This window comes from Streptococcus sp. 400_SSPC (genome assembly GCF_001072745.1).
In the GTDB taxonomy this organism is placed as follows: Bacteria; Bacillota; Bacilli; order Lactobacillales; family Streptococcaceae; genus Streptococcus; species Streptococcus xiaochunlingii.
The window spans coordinates 19,781-37,687 of sequence record NZ_JVIQ01000066.1 but is presented as its reverse complement, the minus strand read 5'-3'; the positions used below and the strand labels follow the sequence as shown (position 1 = coordinate 37,687).

Genomic DNA, 17,907 nt, shown 5'->3' with positions numbered 1-17,907 from the left:
AGGATGGAGTTAGAGCAATTAAAAAGAGAAACCCAGGAGATTTTGCTGGATCTTTTATCCAAGGCCAATCTGCATCAGGGACAAATCCTCGTATTAGGCCTGTCCACCAGTGAAGTCGCTGGCGCAAGTATCGGGAAGAACTCAAGCCTAGAGATTGGACAAGCCATTGTGAAAACCATCCTAGATACCCTAACTCCCAAAGGGATTTACTTAGCTGTCCAAGGTTGTGAGCATCTTAACCGCGCTCTGGTGGTCGAACGTGAATTAGTAGAAAAGAAAGACTTAGAAATCGTCAATGTACTACCGAGCCTCCATGCGGGTGGTGCCGGACAGTTGGCAGCCTTCGGTTATATGAAAGACCCAGTCGAAGTTGAATTTATCACAGCTCAGGCTGGTTTGGATATTGGAGATACCTCTATCGGCATGCATGTCAAGCATGTGCAAGTCCCCGTTCGCCCTGTCTTGAAAGAATTGGGTGGTGCTCATGTAACGGCTCTAGCCAGTCGTCCAAAGTTAATCGGTGGGGCGCGTGCTACTTACCAAGAAGATTCGCTTCGGAAGTCCTAATAGGAAGGAAACTAGTTCAGGCATGGACTAGTTTTTTTGTTCCGGGACAAATTTTGAGATAGGAAAGAGATTTTTAATCTTTGGGTCTCCAGAAACCACTATAAAATTCTTCTAAAAAGAAGCAGTTTCCACAAAACCAAGATGCCCAAAAACTTGCATTTTCGAAGTTTTATGGTAAAATTATTAGGAATGACTATATTATTTTAAGGAGAGACAGAATGTCTGTATCATTTGAAAACAAAGAAACAAACCGCGGTGTATTGACTTTCACCATTAGTCAAGAACAAATTAAACCAGCTTTAGACCGCGTGTTTGAGTCTGTTAAGAAAAACTTGAACGTACCAGGATTCCGTAAAGGTCACCTTCCACGTCCGATCTTCAACCAACGTTTTGGTGAAGAATCACTTTATCAAGATGCTTTGAACGATCTTCTTCCAGCAGCTTATGAAGCAGCAGTAAAAGAAGCGGGTCTTGAAGTGGTTGCTCAACCAACTTTTGATGTTGTATCAATGGAAAAAGGTCAAGATTGGACATTGACAGCAAATGTTGTTACAAAACCAGAAGTAAAATTGGGTGCTTACAAAGACCTTGAAGTATCTGTAGAAGTTTCTAAAGAAGTAACAGATGAAGATGTAGATGCACGTATCGAACGCGAACGCAACAACTTGGCTGAATTGGTAATCAAAGAAGGACCAGCAGCTGAAGGTGATACTGTTGTGATCGACTTTGTAGGTTCTGTTGACGGTGTTGAGTTTGACGGAGGAAAAGGAGATAACTTCTCACTTGGACTTGGTTCAGGTCAATTTATCCCAGGTTTTGAAGACCAATTGGTTGGACACTCAGCTGGTGAGACAGTTGATGTCATCGTAACTTTCCCAGAAAACTACCAAGCAACTGACCTTGCAGGTAAAGAAGCAAAATTCGTGACAACGATCCACGAAGTAAAAGCAAAAGAAGTACCAGCTCTTGACGATGAATTGGCAAAAGACATCGACGAAGAAGTTGAAACTCTTGCTGAATTGAAAGAAAAATACCGCAAAGAGTTGGCTGAAGCGAAAGAAGAAGCTTACAAAGATGCAGTTGAGTCAGCAGCGATTGACCTTGCAGTAGAAAACGCAGAAATCGTTGACCTTCCAGAAGAAATGATCCATGAAGAAGTACACCGTGCTGTAAATGAATTCCTTGGAAACATGCAACGTCAAGGAATCTCTCCAGACATGTACTTCCAAATCACTGGAACAACTCAAGAAGATCTTCACAAACAATATGAAGCAGATGCAGCAGCACGTACTAAGACAAACCTTGTCGTAGAAGCAGTTGCTAAAGCAGAAGGCTTCGAAGCAACTGACGAAGAAGTAACTGCTGAAATCGAACAATTGGCAGCAGACTACAACATGCCAGTTGAACAAGTTCGTAGCTTGCTTTCACCAGAAATGTTGAAACACGATATCGCTGTGAAGAAAGCTGTTGAAGTGATCACAAGCACTGCGAAAGTAAAATAAAAAGATGATCTTCCATCTTGATGGAAAGAAGTCATAAGAGGAAAAGCTGAGGCCATGTGTCCCGGCTTTTCTCTTCTTATTGGCGCGGAATTTTCCTTTGACGAAAGGGGAAAATTATCGTACAATAGAGTGTAACGATAAATGATATATTCTAGGGGTATCCTCTTTTTTAATGAAAAAGAGTGTTGCCTTGAGATAAAAATGAAGGAGATCTACCTTGGAATTAGAAGTATTTGCTGGACAAGAAAAAAGTGAACTTTCAATGATTGAAGTAGCCCGTGCGATTTTGGAGTCACGTGGCCGTGATCATGAAATGTATTTCAATGACCTGGTCAATGAAATTCAAAACTACCTCGAAAAATCAAACAGTGAAATTCGTGAAGCTCTTCCATTATTCTATACGGAATTGAATGTGGATGGAAGCTTTATCCCACTAGGGGATAACAAATGGGGACTTCGCTCATGGTATGCGATTGATGAGGTAGATGAAGAAATCATCGCTCTTGAAGAAACAGATGAAGACGAAGAACCTAAGAAACGTAAGAAAAAACGTGTCAATGCCTTTATGGACGGAGACGAAGACGCGATCGATTACAATGCGGATGATCCAGAAGACGAAGATGTCTATGAAGCAGATCCAGCGCTTACTTACGATGATGAAAACCCAGAAGATGAGAAGGATGAAGTGGAAGCTTATGATGCTGAAATTAATGAAATCTCACCAGATGAGTTGGATGAGGAAGTTGAGTTAAGTGACGAAGAAGACGAAGAAGAGTCTTACGAAGAAGAAGAATAATCCAAAGAGGCTGGGACAAAATTCCTAGCCTCTTTCTATGTTTATTTGGATTGTCGAGCAAGACGCAGTGGTTGAGTGGACTCTACTACGCTGATTTCATCAGCTTTTATAGCCCTACTCAACTGTGCGGAGGTTGGACGACGAAATCGAATTCTAACGAATTACCGATTTCTGTCCAACTCTCTTTCTTTACTTGAAGGATGGTTCAAGGAGGAGTATAATGAGGGTGTAAGTCTAACCTAGCGCAGAAGGAGGAAGGGGATATGGACTGGATACTTGATCAAAGTTTGGTGGATTTGGGGATTGAGACAGTTGTAATAGGAGTGGCCAAACAGGTGGATCCGCAAGCTCCCTTATCTGCAGATTTTTTATCTAAAAAGAAGGAGATGGAAGCTTGGGCTTTAAATTGTGATATCAGCTCGGTGAAAGAGGAGGCAGTTGTACAAGGCTACATTGACTTGTTGAAGGAAGTGGGGCGTAGTGTCAAGAAGAACCCGCCGACAATTCTTGCTTTGATTAAGAATATCCAAAGTCGTGGCTTCCTTCCGACGATCAATAGTGTGATTGATATCTATAATGTTGAATGTCTTCGTTCCTTTCTAGCCATCGGAGGGCATGATTTGGATAAGATACAGGGACCCATTGAGTTTACGATTAGTCAAAGAGAGGATACCTTTTTGCCTATCTTATCAACAGAAAAGCATGTTAGTGAAACCGATCCGGTCTACCGAGATCAACAAGGTATTATGGCCTGGCTAGATGTGAGAGATGGTGAGGGCTATAAGATGGAGGAGACTACCCGCAATGTCCTCTTTATCATCCAGGGGAATCGAGAGACCTCTGTAGAGACGCGCTTGGAAGCACTCAATCGAATCAGGGAAGATTTGGCCTCTTGCATGCCTGATTTAGAATTTGAAAAATATCTGGTTACCACCAGTGAGACAATTCCAGTCCCATAAAGAAGCCCTTCAGTAAAGAAGATTTGTCAACATCTGAACAGGCGAGTGAAGTGAAGGAGCCAATGCTCTTCTTGCCCTGTAATAAAGTTCAAAGTTTGAAAAAAGTTTGAAAAAAATCTTGACAAGAAAGTATAAGATTGATATACTAGTAAGGTACTCAATCGCGGGGATGGCGGAATTGGCAGACGCGCAGGACTAAGGATCCTGTGACCGCTTTAGGTCGTGAGGGTTCAAGTCCCTCTCTCCGCATCGGATGATAAAGGCAGCTTCGGCTGTCTTTTTTCTTGTTCATTTAGCAGAAAGAATGCTTGAAAGAGAAGAAAACGCTTTAAAGGTTCAGGAAAAGCTAGCATTTTCAATGAAAAAGTGATAAAATAAACAATGTAAGTGGTTTAACCACAAAAAATAAGAGGAGGCCTACAACTAATGGCAATCGTTTCAGCAGAAAAATTTGTCCAAGCAGCTCGTGACAATGGTTACGCAGTTGGTGGATTTAACACAAACAACCTTGAGTGGACTCAAGCTATCTTGCGTGCAGCAGAAGCTAAAAAAGCTCCAGTTTTGATCCAAACTTCTATGGGTGCTGCTAAATACATGGGTGGTTACAAAGTAGCTCGCAACATGATCGCTAACCTTGTTGAAGCAATGGGTATCACTGTACCAGTTGCAATCCACTTGGACCATGGTCACTATGAAGATGCTCTTGAGTGTATCGAAGTTGGTTATACTTCAATCATGTTCGACGGATCACACCTTCCAGTTGAAGAAAACCTTAAATTGGCGAAAGAAGTTGTAGAAAAAGCTCACGCTAAAGGTATCTCAGTTGAAGCTGAAGTTGGTACAATCGGTGGTGAAGAAGACGGTATCGTTGGTAAAGGTGAATTGGCACCAATCGAAGATGCTAAAGCAATGGTTGCTACAGGAATCGACTTCTTGGCAGCAGGTATTGGTAACATCCACGGTCCATACCCAGCAAACTGGGAAGGTCTTGACCTTGATCACTTGAAGAAATTGACAGAAGCTCTTCCAGGATTCCCAATCGTATTGCACGGTGGTTCAGGTATCCCTGATGAGCAAATCCAAGAAGCTATCAAACTTGGTGTTGCGAAAGTTAACGTTAACACTGAGTGCCAAATCGCATTCGCTAACGCAACTCGTCAATTCGTACGTGAATACGATGCAAACGAAGCAGAATACGACAAGAAGAAACTCTTCGACCCACGTAAATTCTTAAAACCAGGATTCGAAGCAATCACAGCTTCAGTTGAAGAACGTATCGACGTATTTGGTAGCGAAAACAAAGCTTAATCTTGCTTGAAACGTTATTAACCAGAGGTTTATCCGCAAGGATAAGCCTTTTTTGGTTCTTTGATTTGGAAAAGTGTTTATTGTAAACAAAAAATGATTGCGATTCTGACAGTTTAAGGTTATAATAAACAAAAACGATGCAAGTAGGTAGGAAATGAAAAAACAGGAAAGACTGAATGAGATTATCAATCTGGTCAATAAGGCTGGAACCGTTTATGTTCAAGACATCATGGAAAGTATGCAGGTGTCGGATATGACGGTCCGTCGGGATTTGATTGAATTGGAAAAGCAAGGGCTCCTTATTCGTGTTCGAAATGGAGCCAAAAGTAACCAATTCCTCCCTTCACGAGAGCTTCCCCATGAAGAGAAGTTACTCAAGAATATTCTGGCTAAGCGTGAGGTAGCGAAGAAAGCTAGCGAACTGATAAAAGAAGGTGAGAGTATCTTCCTTGGGCCGGGGACCTCTGTTGAGGTTCTTTCCGAAGCCATTAATAATAAGGAATTGCGTGTGGTGACCAACTGTCTGCCGATTTTCCAAGAGTTGTTAAAGAAGAAAAGTGATGGCTTTAAGGTAATCCTCTTAGGAGGGGAGCTTCGAGAAACCAGTCAAGCTTTTGTTGGCGAGATAACGAACACTCTCATGGAAAGAATGTACTTCCACAAGATGTTTTTTAGTGGGAATGGCATTGTGGATGGACGCGTTCTGACCTCTTCTTTTGAAGAAGCCTATACGCAAAAGTTAGCCTTAGAACGTTCTTCTGAAGCTTACCTACTGATTGACTCCTCCAAGATTGGCAAGGAAGACTTTACCTCTATCTGTTCCTTGAAAAAAGTAACTGCGGTGATAACGGACGATGCATCTGAGAAAGCACATGAAGAATTAGAGGAATATACACGTGTGATTGTATAAATAATAAACTGAAAAGAGAGAGCGATTCTCTCTTTTTTGTTTATTACAAACAATTTAGGGATAAAAAATAATAAAAAATAAAGGAAAATGAAAAAAATAAACAAAAATAGTTGACAACAAACAAAATTAGCGCTATACTGTGTTTGTGAATAACAAAACGAAGTCGAATGAAGAAAGAGGAGAACTTTCTTTGTTGACGGAAATGCAAAAAGGAGAAGTATATGGCAATTGTAGTTGGTGCGGATGCAGCAGGTATTCGCTTAAAAGAAGTAGTCAAAGAATATTTGGAAACGGAAGGTTTTCAAGTCCTGGATGTCACAGAAGAGGGACAAGACTTTGTCGATGTAACCTTAGCTGTTGCCAAAGAAGTCAAACAAGCAGAAGATAATCTGGGCATTGTCATTGATGCTTATGGTGCAGGTCCATTTATGGTAGCGACTAAAATTAAAGGAATGGTTGCCGCAGAAGTTTCAGATGAGCGCTCTGCCTACATGACCCGTGGACACAACAATTCTCGTATGATCACCATGGGTGCTCAAATCGTAGGTGACCAATTGGCGAAGAATATTGCCAAAGGTTTTGTGAATGGTAAGTATGACGGTGGTCGCCACCAAATCCGTGTCGATATGCTCAACAAGATGTGCTAAGGGGGGACGAAAAATGAAAATTGCAATTGGATGTGACCATATTGTCACAAATGAAAAAATGGCTGTTTCCGAGTTTTTGAAATCAAAAGGCTATGAAGTCCTTGACTTCGGAACCTATGACCATGCTCGGACCCACTATCCAATTTTTGGGAAGAAGGTTGGGGAAGCAGTAGTGAGTGGTCAAGCAGATCTTGGTGTATGTATCTGTGGAACTGGTGTTGGGATTAACAACGCGGTTAACAAGGTTCCGGGTGTCCGTTCAGCCTTGGTCCGCGATATGACCTCTGCTCTTTATGCGAAAGAAGAACTCAATGCCAACGTGATTGGTTTTGGTGGGAAGGTCACAGGAGAACTTCTGATGTGTGACATTTTGGAAGCCTTCATCCATGCGGAATACAAACCAAGTGAAGAAAACAAGAAATTGATTGCCAAGATTCAACATTTGGAAACCCACAACGACCATCAAGAAGATGAGGATTTCTTCACAGAATTCCTTGAAAAATGGGATCGTGGGGAATACCACGACTAAGAGGTGAGTCTATGATTTTAACGGTAACTATGAACCCTTCAATCGACATTTCCTATCCATTAGAAACTTTACACTTGGATACGGTCAATCGAGTTGACAAGGTAAGCAAAACCGCAGGTGGTAAGGGACTCAATGTCACACGGGTCCTTGCAGAGATTGGAGATCCTGTCTCGGCAACTGGTCTGATTGGTGGTTCAACAGGCCAATTTATCTTGGACCATCTAAATCAGGAAATCGGCAAAGAATTCTTTGAAATTCAAGGGGAGACCCGGAATTGTATTGCGATCCTTCACGAAGGACAACAAACTGAAATCCTGGAAAAAGGTCCGTCTGTTTCTGAAGAAGAAGGGCAAGCCTATCTGGCTCACTTTGAAGCTTTGCTTCTAGATGTAGCAGTTGTTGCTATCTCAGGAAGTTTACCAGCTGGTTTACCAGTTGATTATTATGTGAAATTAGTCGAGCGTGCTAAGAAGGCAGGAAAACCAGTTGTTCTTGATTGTTCAGGTGTTTCCTTGGAAAAAGCTCTAGCAGCTTCTATTAAACCAACGGTTATCAAGCCCAATAATGAAGAATTGTCTCAACTCTTGGGCTACGAGGTGACCAAGGATCTGGATCAATTAAAAGAGGTCCTTCAATCTAACTTGTTTAAAGGGATTGACTGGGTCATCGTCTCCCTAGGAGCTGACGGTGCCTTTGCCAAACATGGTGATGTCTTCTATAAAGTGGATATTCCAAAAATTGAAGTGGTTAATCCAGTGGGATCTGGTGATTCGACAGTTGCTGGGATTGCCTCAGCTCTCTATCATCAGGAAGACGACCAAGCACTTTTAACCAAAGCCAATGTCCTTGGCATGTTGAATGCTCAAGAAGCAACGACAGGCCATATCAATATTCATCGCTATGATGATTTGTATCAACAGATAAATGTAAAAGAGGTATAAGATGGTATTAACAGAACAAAAACGCAACTATTTAGAAAAATTGAGCACCAAAGAGGGTGTGATCTCAGCCTTGGCCTTTGACCAACGCGGCGCTTTGAAACGCCTCATGGCTCAGTATCAAGACACAGAACCAACCGTTGCTCAAATGGAAGAGTTGAAGGTCCTAGTGGCTGAAGAATTGACACCATTCGCATCTTCTATGCTCTTGGACCCTGAGTATGGACTTCCAGCGACTAAGGTTTTGGATGCGGAAGCAGGGCTCTTGTTGGCTTATGAAAAAACAGGCTACGACACTTCAAGCACCAAGCGTCTACCAGACTGCCTCAACCTTTGGTCAGCTAAACGCATCAAAGAACAAGGTGCAGATGCAGTGAAATTCTTGCTCTACTATGATGTGGATAGTGCTGATGAACTCAACCAAGAAAAACAAGCTTACATCGAACGCATCGGTTCAGAATGTGCGGCAGAAGAAATTCCATTCTTCCTTGAAATCTTGGCTTACGATGAAACAATCGCTGATGCAGGTTCTGTAGAATACGCTAAAGTGAAACCTCGCAAAGTCATCGAAGCGATGAAAGTCTTCTCAGACCCCCGCTTTAACATCGATGTTTTGAAGGTAGAAGTTCCTGTCAACGTCAAATACGTAGAAGGCTTTGGTGATGGTGAAATCGTGCATAGTCGTGAAGAAGCTGCAGCCTTCTTTAAAGAACAAGAAGCAGCAACTAACCTTCCATACATCTACTTGAGTGCAGGTGTTTCTGCTAAACTCTTCCAAGAAACCTTAGTTTTTGCGCATGAAGCAGGAGCGAACTTCAACGGGGTCCTTTGTGGCCGTGCAACTTGGGCTGGATCAGTTGAAGCCTACATCAAGAATGGGGAAGAAGCAGCTCGTGAATGGTTGCGTACCGAAGGTCGTCGCAACATTGAAGAACTCAACCAAGTCTTGGACCAAGTCGCAACTTCTTGGAAAGAACGTATTTAACAGTGTAGACTACTCCTTTAACAATGGGCGTTCGAATTTCCTTGAAGAGCCCAGAGAAGACAGCTATAAACAGCTATTTGTTAGGAAAAAACAAAAAAGTTAAAAAGTTGTTAAGAAAGGGTTTACAAAAACAAAAGCGTGTGCTATACTAAATCTATAAGTGAATACAAGGTGAGTGTTAGTAAGTTAGATTACGCATGATCACAGATGAATCGGGGAGAACCCTCTCTGATCTCATTTGTGGTCATTTTTTATACCCTTAACCTTAAATAAACTAGCAAGGAGAGTACCATGTATCGGATTTTAAATCCACTCAATCACAATGTTGCTCTGGTGAGGAATGACAAAGGGGAAGAACTGATTGTCATTGGAAAAGGAATTGTTTTTGGCAAAAAGAAGGGCGACCTAGTCCCTAAAGAAAAGGTAGAAAAGCTCTTTCGGATGAAAACAGAGGAATCCCGAGAGAACTTTATGACCCTGTTAAAAGATGTTCCATTAGACTTCATCACAGTGACCTACGAGATGATTGATTACTTGAGCAAAAAGTATCACTACCCCGTTCAAGAATATATCTATGTGACCTTGACCGACCACATGTTTTGCTCATACCAGGCAGTGACTCAAGGCAGGTATAAGGAAAGTAATCTTTTGGATATCTCAGAAAACTATCCAGTGGCTTTTGAGATTGCCAAAGAGGCAGTTGATATCTATCGGGAGAAGCTCACAACTAGCTTCCCTGAAGATGAGGTCACTCGTATCGCCTATCATTTCATCAACGCAGAAGGTGAAAATGGAGCGGAGGTCGTGGATTCCATGGACCAGCGCAAAGAAATCTTAAAAGGTGTGGAAGAGGTTTTGGATAGTTATTCAATCAAACGAACCGAGACCAACAACAACTTTTATGATCGTTTCATGATTCATCTTAACTACTTCTTGGATTACCTGGATCGCAATCGGGATGATAATCAATCGCTTCTAGATATGGAGGAACATATCAAAAGCTCCTATCCTAAAGCCTTTGAGATTGGTTCCAAGATTTATGATGTGATTTCTAGGGAGACCGGGGTTGACTTGTACAAGAGTGAACGGGTCTATCTGGTCTTGCACATTCAACGTTTATTGTAACAACTTTTAAAAATTAAGAAATTCAAATTGGAGGAATTGGTCGTGACCAAAGAAGAAATGACACTATTAGGTTTTGAGATCGTTGCGTATGCAGGGGATGCTCGTTCTAAACTCTTGGAGGCCCTCAAGGCGGCTGAGAAGGGTGACTTCGCTCAAGCGGAAAGCTTGGTAGAAGAAGCAGGAAGCTGTATCGCAGAGGCTCACAAGTCTCAAACAACTATGCTAGCGCAAGAAGCAGCAGGAGAAGACCTCCCCTACAGCATTACCATGATGCATGGACAGGACCACTTAATGACAACGATCCTATTAAAAGATGTGATTCATCATCTCATTGAACTATACAAAAGAGGAGCTAAATAATGCATAAATTAATTGAATTAATTGAGAAAGGAAAACCTTTCTTCGAGAAGATTTCTCGTAATAAATATTTGCGTGCGATTCGTGATGGATTTATCGCGGGGATGCCAGTCATCTTATTCTCATCTATCTTTATCTTGATTGCCTATGTTCCAAATGCATGGGGCTTCCATTGGTCAAAAGAAATTGAGAATTTCTTGATGACACCTTATAGCTATTCGATGGGAATTTTGGCTTTCTTCGTAGGTGGAACCACAGCCAAAGCTTTGACAGATTCTGTCAACCGTGATTTACCTGCAACAAACCAGATCAACTTCTTGTCAACCATGTTGGCATCTATGGTTGGTTTCCTTCTAATGGCAGCTGAACCAGCGAAAGAAGGCGGTTTTCTGACTGCCTTCATGGGAACAAAAGGTCTTTTGACAGCCTTTATTGCAGCCTTCGTTACCGTTAATGTTTACAAAGTCTGCGTGAAAAATAATGTTACTATTCGCATGCCAGACGAAGTTCCACCAAATATCTCTCAAGTATTTAAAGACTTGATCCCATTCACTGTATCCGTCGTTCTCCTTTATGGACTTGAACTGATTGTGAAGGGTAGTCTTGGTGTAACAGTAGCTGAATCTATTGGTACTCTTCTTGCGCCTCTCTTCTCAGCTGCAGATGGCTATCTTGGAATTACGCTTATTTTTGGTGCGTATGCCTTCTTCTGGTTTGTGGGAATCCACGGCCCTTCTATCGTAGAGCCTGCGATTGCAGCGATCACTTACGCGAATATCGATGCTAACTTGGCTCTGTCTCAAGCTGGTCAACATGCAGATAAGGTTATTACTTCTGGTACTCAAATGTTTATCGTTACCATGGGTGGTACCGGTGCAACCTTGATTGTTCCATTCCTCTTTATGTGGTTGTGTAAATCAGAACGGAACCGTGCAATTGGTCGTGCATCCGTTGTACCTACATTCTTTGGTGTAAATGAGCCAATCTTGTTTGGTGCACCGATTGTATTAAATCCAATCTTCTTTATTCCATTTATTTTTGCACCAATTGCCAACGTTTGGATCTTCAAATTCTTTGTTGATACCTTGGGAATGAACTCCTTCACGGCTAACCTTCCATGGGTTACTCCTGGACCTTTGGGGATTGTCCTTGGTACAAACTTCCAAGTTCTTTCATTCATCCTTGCTGCTCTTCTAGTAGTAGTAGACGTGGTTATTTACTACCCATTTGTGAAGGTGTACGATGAGCAAATTCTTGAAGAGGAACGTTCTGGAAAAGCCAATGATGAATTGAAAGAAAAAGTAGCAGCAAACTTCAATACTGACAAAGCAGATGCAATTCTTGAAAAAGCAGGTGTTGAAGATGCACCAGCTGAAAATACCATTACAGAAGAAACTAATGTCTTGGTTCTCTGTGCCGGGGGCGGTACTAGTGGACTCCTTGCAAATGCTTTGAACAAGGCTGCGGCAGAATACAAGGTTCCTGTCAAAGCGGCAGCCGGTGGCTACGGTGCTCACCGTGAAATGTTGCCAGAATTTGACCTTGTTATCTTGGCGCCTCAAGTTGCTTCCAACTTTGAGGATATGAAAGCTGAAACAGATAAACTAGGCATCAAATTGGCGAAGACAGAAGGTGCTCAGTACATTAAATTGACACGCGATGGACAAGGTGCTCTAGCCTTTGTTCAAGCTCAATTCGATTAACGATAGGGACTGTGAAACAGTCTCCTATCGTAACGGAAATCGCTATGGCGATTTTCCTAATCGACTTGTTAATTCGTCGGTAAAAATATATCGTTTTTACCTCCTCATGTCACAATTCGGTGGCTTGGAACAAGAAGTGAGATGGAGATGGATGGCTCACTAACTCCTCTCCCCTCACTTTTCATTTTATCCAATCAAGAAATAGGTGAAAAAATGACAAAAACACTTCCTAAAGATTTTATTTTTGGTGGGGCAACGGCTGCCTATCAAGCAGAAGGAGCTACTCATACTGACGGAAAAGGACCAGTTGCTTGGGACAAATACTTAGCTGATAACTATTGGTATACAGCAGAACCAGCAAGCGATTTCTACCATAAATATCCAGTAGACTTACAGTTGGCGGAAGAATATGGCGTAAACGGAATTCGTATTTCTATTGCTTGGTCACGTATTTTCCCAACTGGTTATGGTGAAGTCAATCCAAAAGGGGTAGAATTCTATCATAAGTTATTTGCAGAATGTCATAAACGTCATGTAGAACCATTCGTAACTCTTCACCACTTTGATACTCCGGAAGCTCTTCACTCAAACGGAGACTTCTTGAATCGTGAAAATATCGAACACTTCGTAGATTATGCTGCCTTCTGTTTTGAAGAGTTCCCAGAAGTCAACTACTGGACAACCTTCAATGAAATTGGCCCAATCGGTGATGGTCAATACTTAGTCGGTAAATTCCCACCAGGCATTCAGTATGATCTTGCCAAAGTGTTCCAATCACACCACAATATGATGGTTTCTCATGCGCGTGCTGTGAAATTGTATAAAGACAAAGGGTATGAAGGTGAAATTGGAGTTGTTCACGCCCTTCCAACTAAGTATCCGTTGGATCCAGAAAATCCAGCAGACGTTCGGGCGGCTGAATTGGAAGATATCATCCATAACAAGTTTATTCTAGATGCAACCTACCTTGGACACTATTCCGATAAAACCATGGAAGGTGTAAACCACATTCTTTCAGTTAATGGTGGTGAGTTGGATCTTCGAGACGAAGACTTTGTGGCACTTGAAGCAGCTAAAGACCTGAATGACTTCCTTGGAATTAACTACTACATGAGTGATTGGATGGAAGCATTTGATGGTGAAACTGAAATCATCCACAATGGTAAAGGGGAAAAAGGAAGCTCTAAGTACCAAATTAAAGGTGTTGGTCGTCGTGTAGCTCCTGACTATGTACCTCGCACTGACTGGGACTGGATCATTTATCCTCAAGGGCTATATGATCAGATCATGCGTGTGAAGGCGGATTATCCAAACTATAAGAAAATCTACATCACTGAAAACGGACTGGGCTACAAAGATGAGTTTGTGGACAACACTGTTTACGATGATGGCCGTATCGATTATGTGAAACAACATTTGGAAGTCTTGTCTGATGCGATTTCCGATGGTGCAAACGTCAAAGGCTACTTCATTTGGTCACTCATGGACGTCTTCTCATGGTCTAATGGTTATGAAAAACGTTACGGACTCTTCTACGTTGATTTCGATACACAAGAACGTTATCCTAAGAAATCTGCACATTGGTACAAGAAATTAGCTGAAACTCAAGTGATTGAATAAAGAAATAAACATGTAAGAAGGCTTATCCGTAAGGGTAGGTCTTTTTTTGGTTCTCTTATTTGGAAAAGTGTTTAATGTAAACAAAACAATTCACTCATTTCTAGTATTAATTTTTTGTTTGAAGGGGCAATATAGTTTTTACATGATATAATTAAATTGTTGAGTTAATATTAGGAGATTATGATGGAGATTGATCAAAATAGTTTGCCTTTTTACAATTCGTAGCCTGCCCCTAAGGGCAGGTTTTTTGGTGTCTTAAGGAAACTATTTAACAGAATTTTTGATTAAAAGTTTCATTTTAAGAGAGAAATCTCTAATTTCATAATCAATAAGCAAACGCTTGCATTCCTTTTTTTATTAGATTATAATAGGTTGGTATAAAGCCCTCTGTAATAATATTGAAAAAGTGTAGAAAGTAAGGATTTAGAATATTTGTAGTCAAAAATACAATGTTGCTTCTTACGATAGGGAGATAGATATGGCAATGATAGAAGTGCAACATCTTCAGAAAAATTTTGTGAAGACAGTTAAGGAGCCGGGGTTAAAGGGAGCCTTGCGCTCCTTTGTTCATCCTGAAAAGCAGACTTTTGAAGCGGTCAAGGATTTAACTTTTGAAGTTCCAAAAGGGCAGATTCTAGGATTTATCGGGGCAAATGGTGCTGGGAAGTCAACCACCATCAAAATGCTGACAGGTATTTTGAAACCGACATCTGGTTTTTGTCGGATTAATGGCAAGATTCCGCAGGACAATCGCCAAGATTATGTCAAGGATATTGGGGTTGTTTTTGGGCAACGCACCCAGCTATGGTGGGATTTGGCACTGCAAGAGACCTACACGGTTTTGAAAGAGATTTATGATGTACCGGACTCGCTTTTCCATAAGCGCATGGACTTTTTGAATGAAGTTTTGGATTTGAAGGAATTTATCAAGGATCCTGTGCGGACTCTTTCACTAGGTCAACGGATGCGGGCGGATATTGCGGCTTCCTTACTTCACAATCCCAAAGTTCTCTTTTTAGATGAGCCGACTATTGGTTTGGATGTGTCGGTCAAGGATAACATTCGACGTGCTATCACCCAGATTAATCAGGAGGAAGAGACAACTATTCTCTTGACTACTCATGATTTGAGTGATATTGAGCAACTCTGTGATCGGATTTTTATGATTGATAAGGGGCAAGAGATTTTTGATGGAACGGTTAGCCAGCTCAAGGAGACCTTTGGCAAGATGAAGACTCTCTCCTTTGAGCTGACACCAGGTCAAAGTCATCTCGTCTCTCATTATGAGGGCTTGCCTGATATGTCCATTGATAGACAAGGAAATACTCTCAATATTGAATTCGATAGTTCCCGCTACCAGTCGGCCGATATTATCAAGCAAACCTTATCTGATTTTGAAGTCCGTGATTTGAAGATGGTAGATACAGATATTGAAGATATTATCCGTCGCTTCTATCGAAAGGAGCTCTAAGATGGTCAAATTGTGGAGACGTTATAAACCCTTTATCAATGCAGGGATTCAGGAGTTGATTAGCTATCGAGTCAACTTTATTCTCTATCGGATTGGTGATGTCATGGGGGCTTTTGTGGCCTTTTATCTCTGGAAGGCAGTCTTTGACTCCTCCCAGGAGCCTTTGATTCAGGGCTTCAGTATGGCGGATATCACCCTCTACATCATCATGAGTTTTGTGACTAATCTTCTGACTAGGTCGGATTCTTCCTTTATGATTGGTGATGAGGTCAAGGATGGTTCCATTATCATGCGCTTGTTGCGACCAGTGCATTTTGCGGCTTCTTACCTCTTTACGGAGCTTGGTTCCAAGTGGTTGGTTTTTATCTCTGTTGGACTGCCATTTTTAAGTGTCATTGTTTTGATGAAAATCTTATCTGGGCAAGGTATTATAGAGGTGCTAGGATTAACTGTCCTTTACCTCTTTAGCTTAACCCTGGCTTATCTGATTAACTTTTTCTTTAATATCTGTTTTGGATTTTCAGCCTTTGTGTTTAAAAATCTATGGGGTTCCAACCTACTCAAGACTTCAATAGTGGCCTTTATGTCTGGAAGTTTAATTCCCTTGGCTTTCTTTCCGAAAATCGTTTCAGATATTCTGTCCTTCTTGCCATTTTCATCCTTAATTTACACTCCGGTCATGATTATTATTGGGAAATACGATACTAGTCAGATTCTTCAAGCACTTTTGCTTCAGTTTTTCTGGCTTATAGTGATGGTGGGCTTGTCTCAGTTGATTTGGAAACGAGTCCAGTCATTTATCACCATTCAGGGAGGTTAGGATGAAAAAATATCAACGCATGCATCTGATTTTTATCAGACAATACATCAAGCAAATCATGGAATACAAGGTGGATTTTGTGGTTGGTGTCTTGGGAGTCTTTCTGACTCAAGGCCTGAACCTCTTGTTTCTTAATGTACTCTTTCAACACATCCCCTCGCTAGAAGGTTGGACCTTTCAAGAGATTGCCTTTATCTATGGATTTTCCTTAATTCCAAAGGGATTAGATCACCTCTTTTTTGACAATCTCTGGGCTTTAGGTCAACGACTAGTTCGAAAAGGGGAGTTTGACAAGTATCTGACGCGTCCTATTAATCCTCTTTTTCACATCCTGGTTGAGACCTTTCAGATTGATGCCTTGGGTGAACTCTTGGTCGGTGGCATTCTATTAGGAACAACGGCGACTAGCATTGCTTGGACTCTTCCCAAATTCCTGATTTTTCTAGTTTGTATTCCTTTTGCGACCTTGATTTATACTTCCTTGAAAATTGCAACAGCCAGCATCGCTTTTTGGACCAAGCAGTCAGGTGCCATGATTTACATTTTTTATATGTTTAATGACTTTGCCAAGTACCCGATTTCCATTTACAATTCGCTCCTTCGTTGGTTAATTAGCTTTATTGTACCTTTCGCCTTTACGGCCTACTATCCTGCCAGCTATTTCTTGCAGGACAAGGATGTCTTCTTTAATATTGGTGGTTTGATTCTGATTTCTCTTATCTTCTTTTGCATCTCTCTGAAACTTTGGGACAGGGGGTTAGATGCCTACGAAAGTGCGGGATCGTAAGAGCTAAAGTAAGACTAAAATCAAGAAAGAGACTTATGATGCTTGTTATTAAAGAAGTTAAGGATGAAGAGCAAAAAATGGCAGTTGTCGCTGAGGTTTTAAAAGATTTGCCAGAATGGTTTGGAATACCAGAAAGCACGCAAGCCTACATTGAAGGAGATAAGGATTTACGAGTTTGGGCTGCTTATCAAGAAAGTGATGTAGTAGGGTTTATAAGTTTATCATATTCGAGTGAAGATTGTGCAGAGATTGACTGTCTAGGCGTGAAAAAATCATTCCAAGGTCAAGGAATTGGAAGGGAATTAATTACGACTATAGAAAGAGAAGCAGTCAAACAAGTGGACTACCTACAGGTCAAAACAGTCGCAGAAGGTTCAAATAAAGATTATGACCGAACCAATATCTTTTATCGCAGTCTTGGTTTTAAAAAACTAGAGATTTTTCCACAACTTTGGGGGCCTCAAAATCCTTGTCAGATTTTGATTAAAAAGATGGGTTAAGAACCCCTTGACATCCATTCTTAGAGTGCTATACTATAGGGGTAATCGCCGAATTAGCTCAGTTGGTAGAGCAACGCACTCGTAACGCGTAGGTCACAGGTTCGATCCCTGCATTCGGCATAGAATGATACAAGACAAAGCCCCTTGTGACGGGCTTTTTTTGATGTCGAATCACTTTTTGTACCAAATTATTATAAAAGTTTTCGGATGTTTTCAAACTCACCCTTGATTGTCTCAATCGTCATGGACTGGAATGGTTTCATGAAGTATAGGATCTATATAAAAAAACATTTATTCCGTCTAGCTCATGGATGTTCATGTAACCAGATAGTCCGATAATTTGACCGCTTATCCAAATTTCCTTGTCACCTTTGCTTCTGTTT

Annotated in this window: 18 protein-coding genes and 2 tRNA genes; all 20 read left to right on the top strand. The window is 41.3% G+C overall.

Annotation, left to right across the window (positions count from 1 at the left end):
- Window positions 1-3 precede the first annotated feature (3 nt).
- A complete protein-coding gene (locus ADH49_RS08240; RefSeq protein WP_048691528.1) occupies window positions 4-567 on the top strand; it encodes a TIGR01440 family protein in 564 nt (187 codons plus the stop codon).
- Window positions 568-785: 218 nt separating this feature from the next.
- Complete coding sequence (gene tig / locus ADH49_RS08235) at window positions 786-2,069, top strand: trigger factor (RefSeq protein ID WP_048691525.1); 1,284 nt, start codon at window positions 786-788, stop codon at window positions 2,067-2,069.
- 217 nt (window positions 2,070-2,286) lie between these two features.
- Window positions 2,287-2,865, top strand: a complete 579-nt coding sequence (gene rpoE / locus ADH49_RS08230; RefSeq protein WP_048691524.1) for a DNA-directed RNA polymerase subunit delta — start codon at window positions 2,287-2,289, stop codon at window positions 2,863-2,865.
- A 263-nt stretch (window positions 2,866-3,128) separates the two neighbouring features.
- Window positions 3,129-3,824: a B3/B4 domain-containing protein gene (locus ADH49_RS08225; protein WP_048691522.1), complete on the top strand. Its 696-nt coding sequence runs from the start codon at window positions 3,129-3,131 to the stop codon at window positions 3,822-3,824.
- A gap of 163 nt (window positions 3,825-3,987) precedes the next feature.
- Window positions 3,988-4,073 (top strand) — tRNA-Leu (locus tag ADH49_RS08220).
- Window positions 4,074-4,250: 177 nt separating this feature from the next.
- Window positions 4,251-5,132 (top strand): class II fructose-bisphosphate aldolase, encoded by an 882-nt coding sequence (locus ADH49_RS08215; protein WP_006595009.1) that lies wholly within the window; start codon window positions 4,251-4,253, stop codon window positions 5,130-5,132.
- A gap of 154 nt (window positions 5,133-5,286) precedes the next feature.
- Window positions 5,287-6,042, top strand: coding sequence for a DeoR/GlpR family DNA-binding transcription regulator (locus ADH49_RS08210; RefSeq protein WP_048691519.1), 756 nt, complete (start codon window positions 5,287-5,289; stop codon window positions 6,040-6,042).
- A 221-nt stretch (window positions 6,043-6,263) separates the two neighbouring features.
- Complete coding sequence (gene lacA, locus ADH49_RS08205; protein ID WP_048691516.1) at window positions 6,264-6,689, top strand: galactose-6-phosphate isomerase subunit LacA; 426 nt, start codon at window positions 6,264-6,266, stop codon at window positions 6,687-6,689.
- A gap of 13 nt (window positions 6,690-6,702) precedes the next feature.
- On the top strand, window positions 6,703-7,218 hold the full coding sequence (gene lacB / locus ADH49_RS08200; protein WP_048691514.1) for a galactose-6-phosphate isomerase subunit LacB: 516 nt from the start codon (window positions 6,703-6,705) through the stop codon (window positions 7,216-7,218).
- Between the two features lie 11 nt (window positions 7,219-7,229).
- Window positions 7,230-8,159, top strand: a complete 930-nt coding sequence (locus tag ADH49_RS08195; protein WP_048691511.1) for a tagatose-6-phosphate kinase — start codon at window positions 7,230-7,232, stop codon at window positions 8,157-8,159.
- A gap of 1 nt (window position 8,160) precedes the next feature.
- Window positions 8,161-9,141, top strand: coding sequence for a tagatose-bisphosphate aldolase (gene lacD / locus ADH49_RS08190; protein ID WP_048691508.1), 981 nt, complete (start codon window positions 8,161-8,163; stop codon window positions 9,139-9,141).
- A 291-nt stretch (window positions 9,142-9,432) separates the two neighbouring features.
- Complete coding sequence (locus ADH49_RS08185) at window positions 9,433-10,266, top strand: PRD domain-containing protein (protein ID WP_048691506.1); 834 nt, start codon at window positions 9,433-9,435, stop codon at window positions 10,264-10,266.
- Between the two features lie 42 nt (window positions 10,267-10,308).
- The gene (locus ADH49_RS08180) at window positions 10,309-10,626 is read left to right on the top strand and encodes a PTS lactose/cellobiose transporter subunit IIA (RefSeq protein WP_048691571.1); all 318 of its coding nucleotides are present in this window, start codon (window positions 10,309-10,311) and stop codon (window positions 10,624-10,626) included.
- Entirely contained in the window at window positions 10,626-12,326 is a 1,701-nt protein-coding gene (locus ADH49_RS08175) for a lactose-specific PTS transporter subunit EIIC (protein WP_048691504.1), read from the top strand. The genes ADH49_RS08180 and ADH49_RS08175 overlap by 1 nt, the downstream gene beginning before the upstream one ends.
- 213 nt (window positions 12,327-12,539) lie before the next feature.
- A complete protein-coding gene (lacG, locus tag ADH49_RS08170) occupies window positions 12,540-13,946 on the top strand; it encodes a 6-phospho-beta-galactosidase (RefSeq protein WP_342585590.1) in 1,407 nt (468 codons plus the stop codon).
- Window positions 13,947-14,424: 478 nt separating this feature from the next.
- Window positions 14,425-15,417: an ABC transporter ATP-binding protein gene (locus ADH49_RS08165; RefSeq protein ID WP_048691499.1), complete on the top strand. Its 993-nt coding sequence runs from the start codon at window positions 14,425-14,427 to the stop codon at window positions 15,415-15,417.
- A gap of 1 nt (window position 15,418) precedes the next feature.
- On the top strand, window positions 15,419-16,237 hold the full coding sequence (locus tag ADH49_RS08160; RefSeq protein WP_048691498.1) for an ABC transporter permease: 819 nt from the start codon (window positions 15,419-15,421) through the stop codon (window positions 16,235-16,237).
- Window position 16,238: 1 nt separating this feature from the next.
- Window positions 16,239-17,024: an ABC transporter permease gene (locus ADH49_RS08155; RefSeq protein ID WP_048691491.1), complete on the top strand. Its 786-nt coding sequence runs from the start codon at window positions 16,239-16,241 to the stop codon at window positions 17,022-17,024.
- A gap of 38 nt (window positions 17,025-17,062) precedes the next feature.
- The gene (locus tag ADH49_RS08150) at window positions 17,063-17,524 is read left to right on the top strand and encodes a GNAT family N-acetyltransferase (RefSeq protein WP_048691488.1); all 462 of its coding nucleotides are present in this window, start codon (window positions 17,063-17,065) and stop codon (window positions 17,522-17,524) included.
- Window positions 17,525-17,571: 47 nt separating this feature from the next.
- Window positions 17,572-17,644, top strand: a tRNA-Thr gene (locus ADH49_RS08145).
- Window positions 17,645-17,907: the final 263 nt, after the last annotated feature.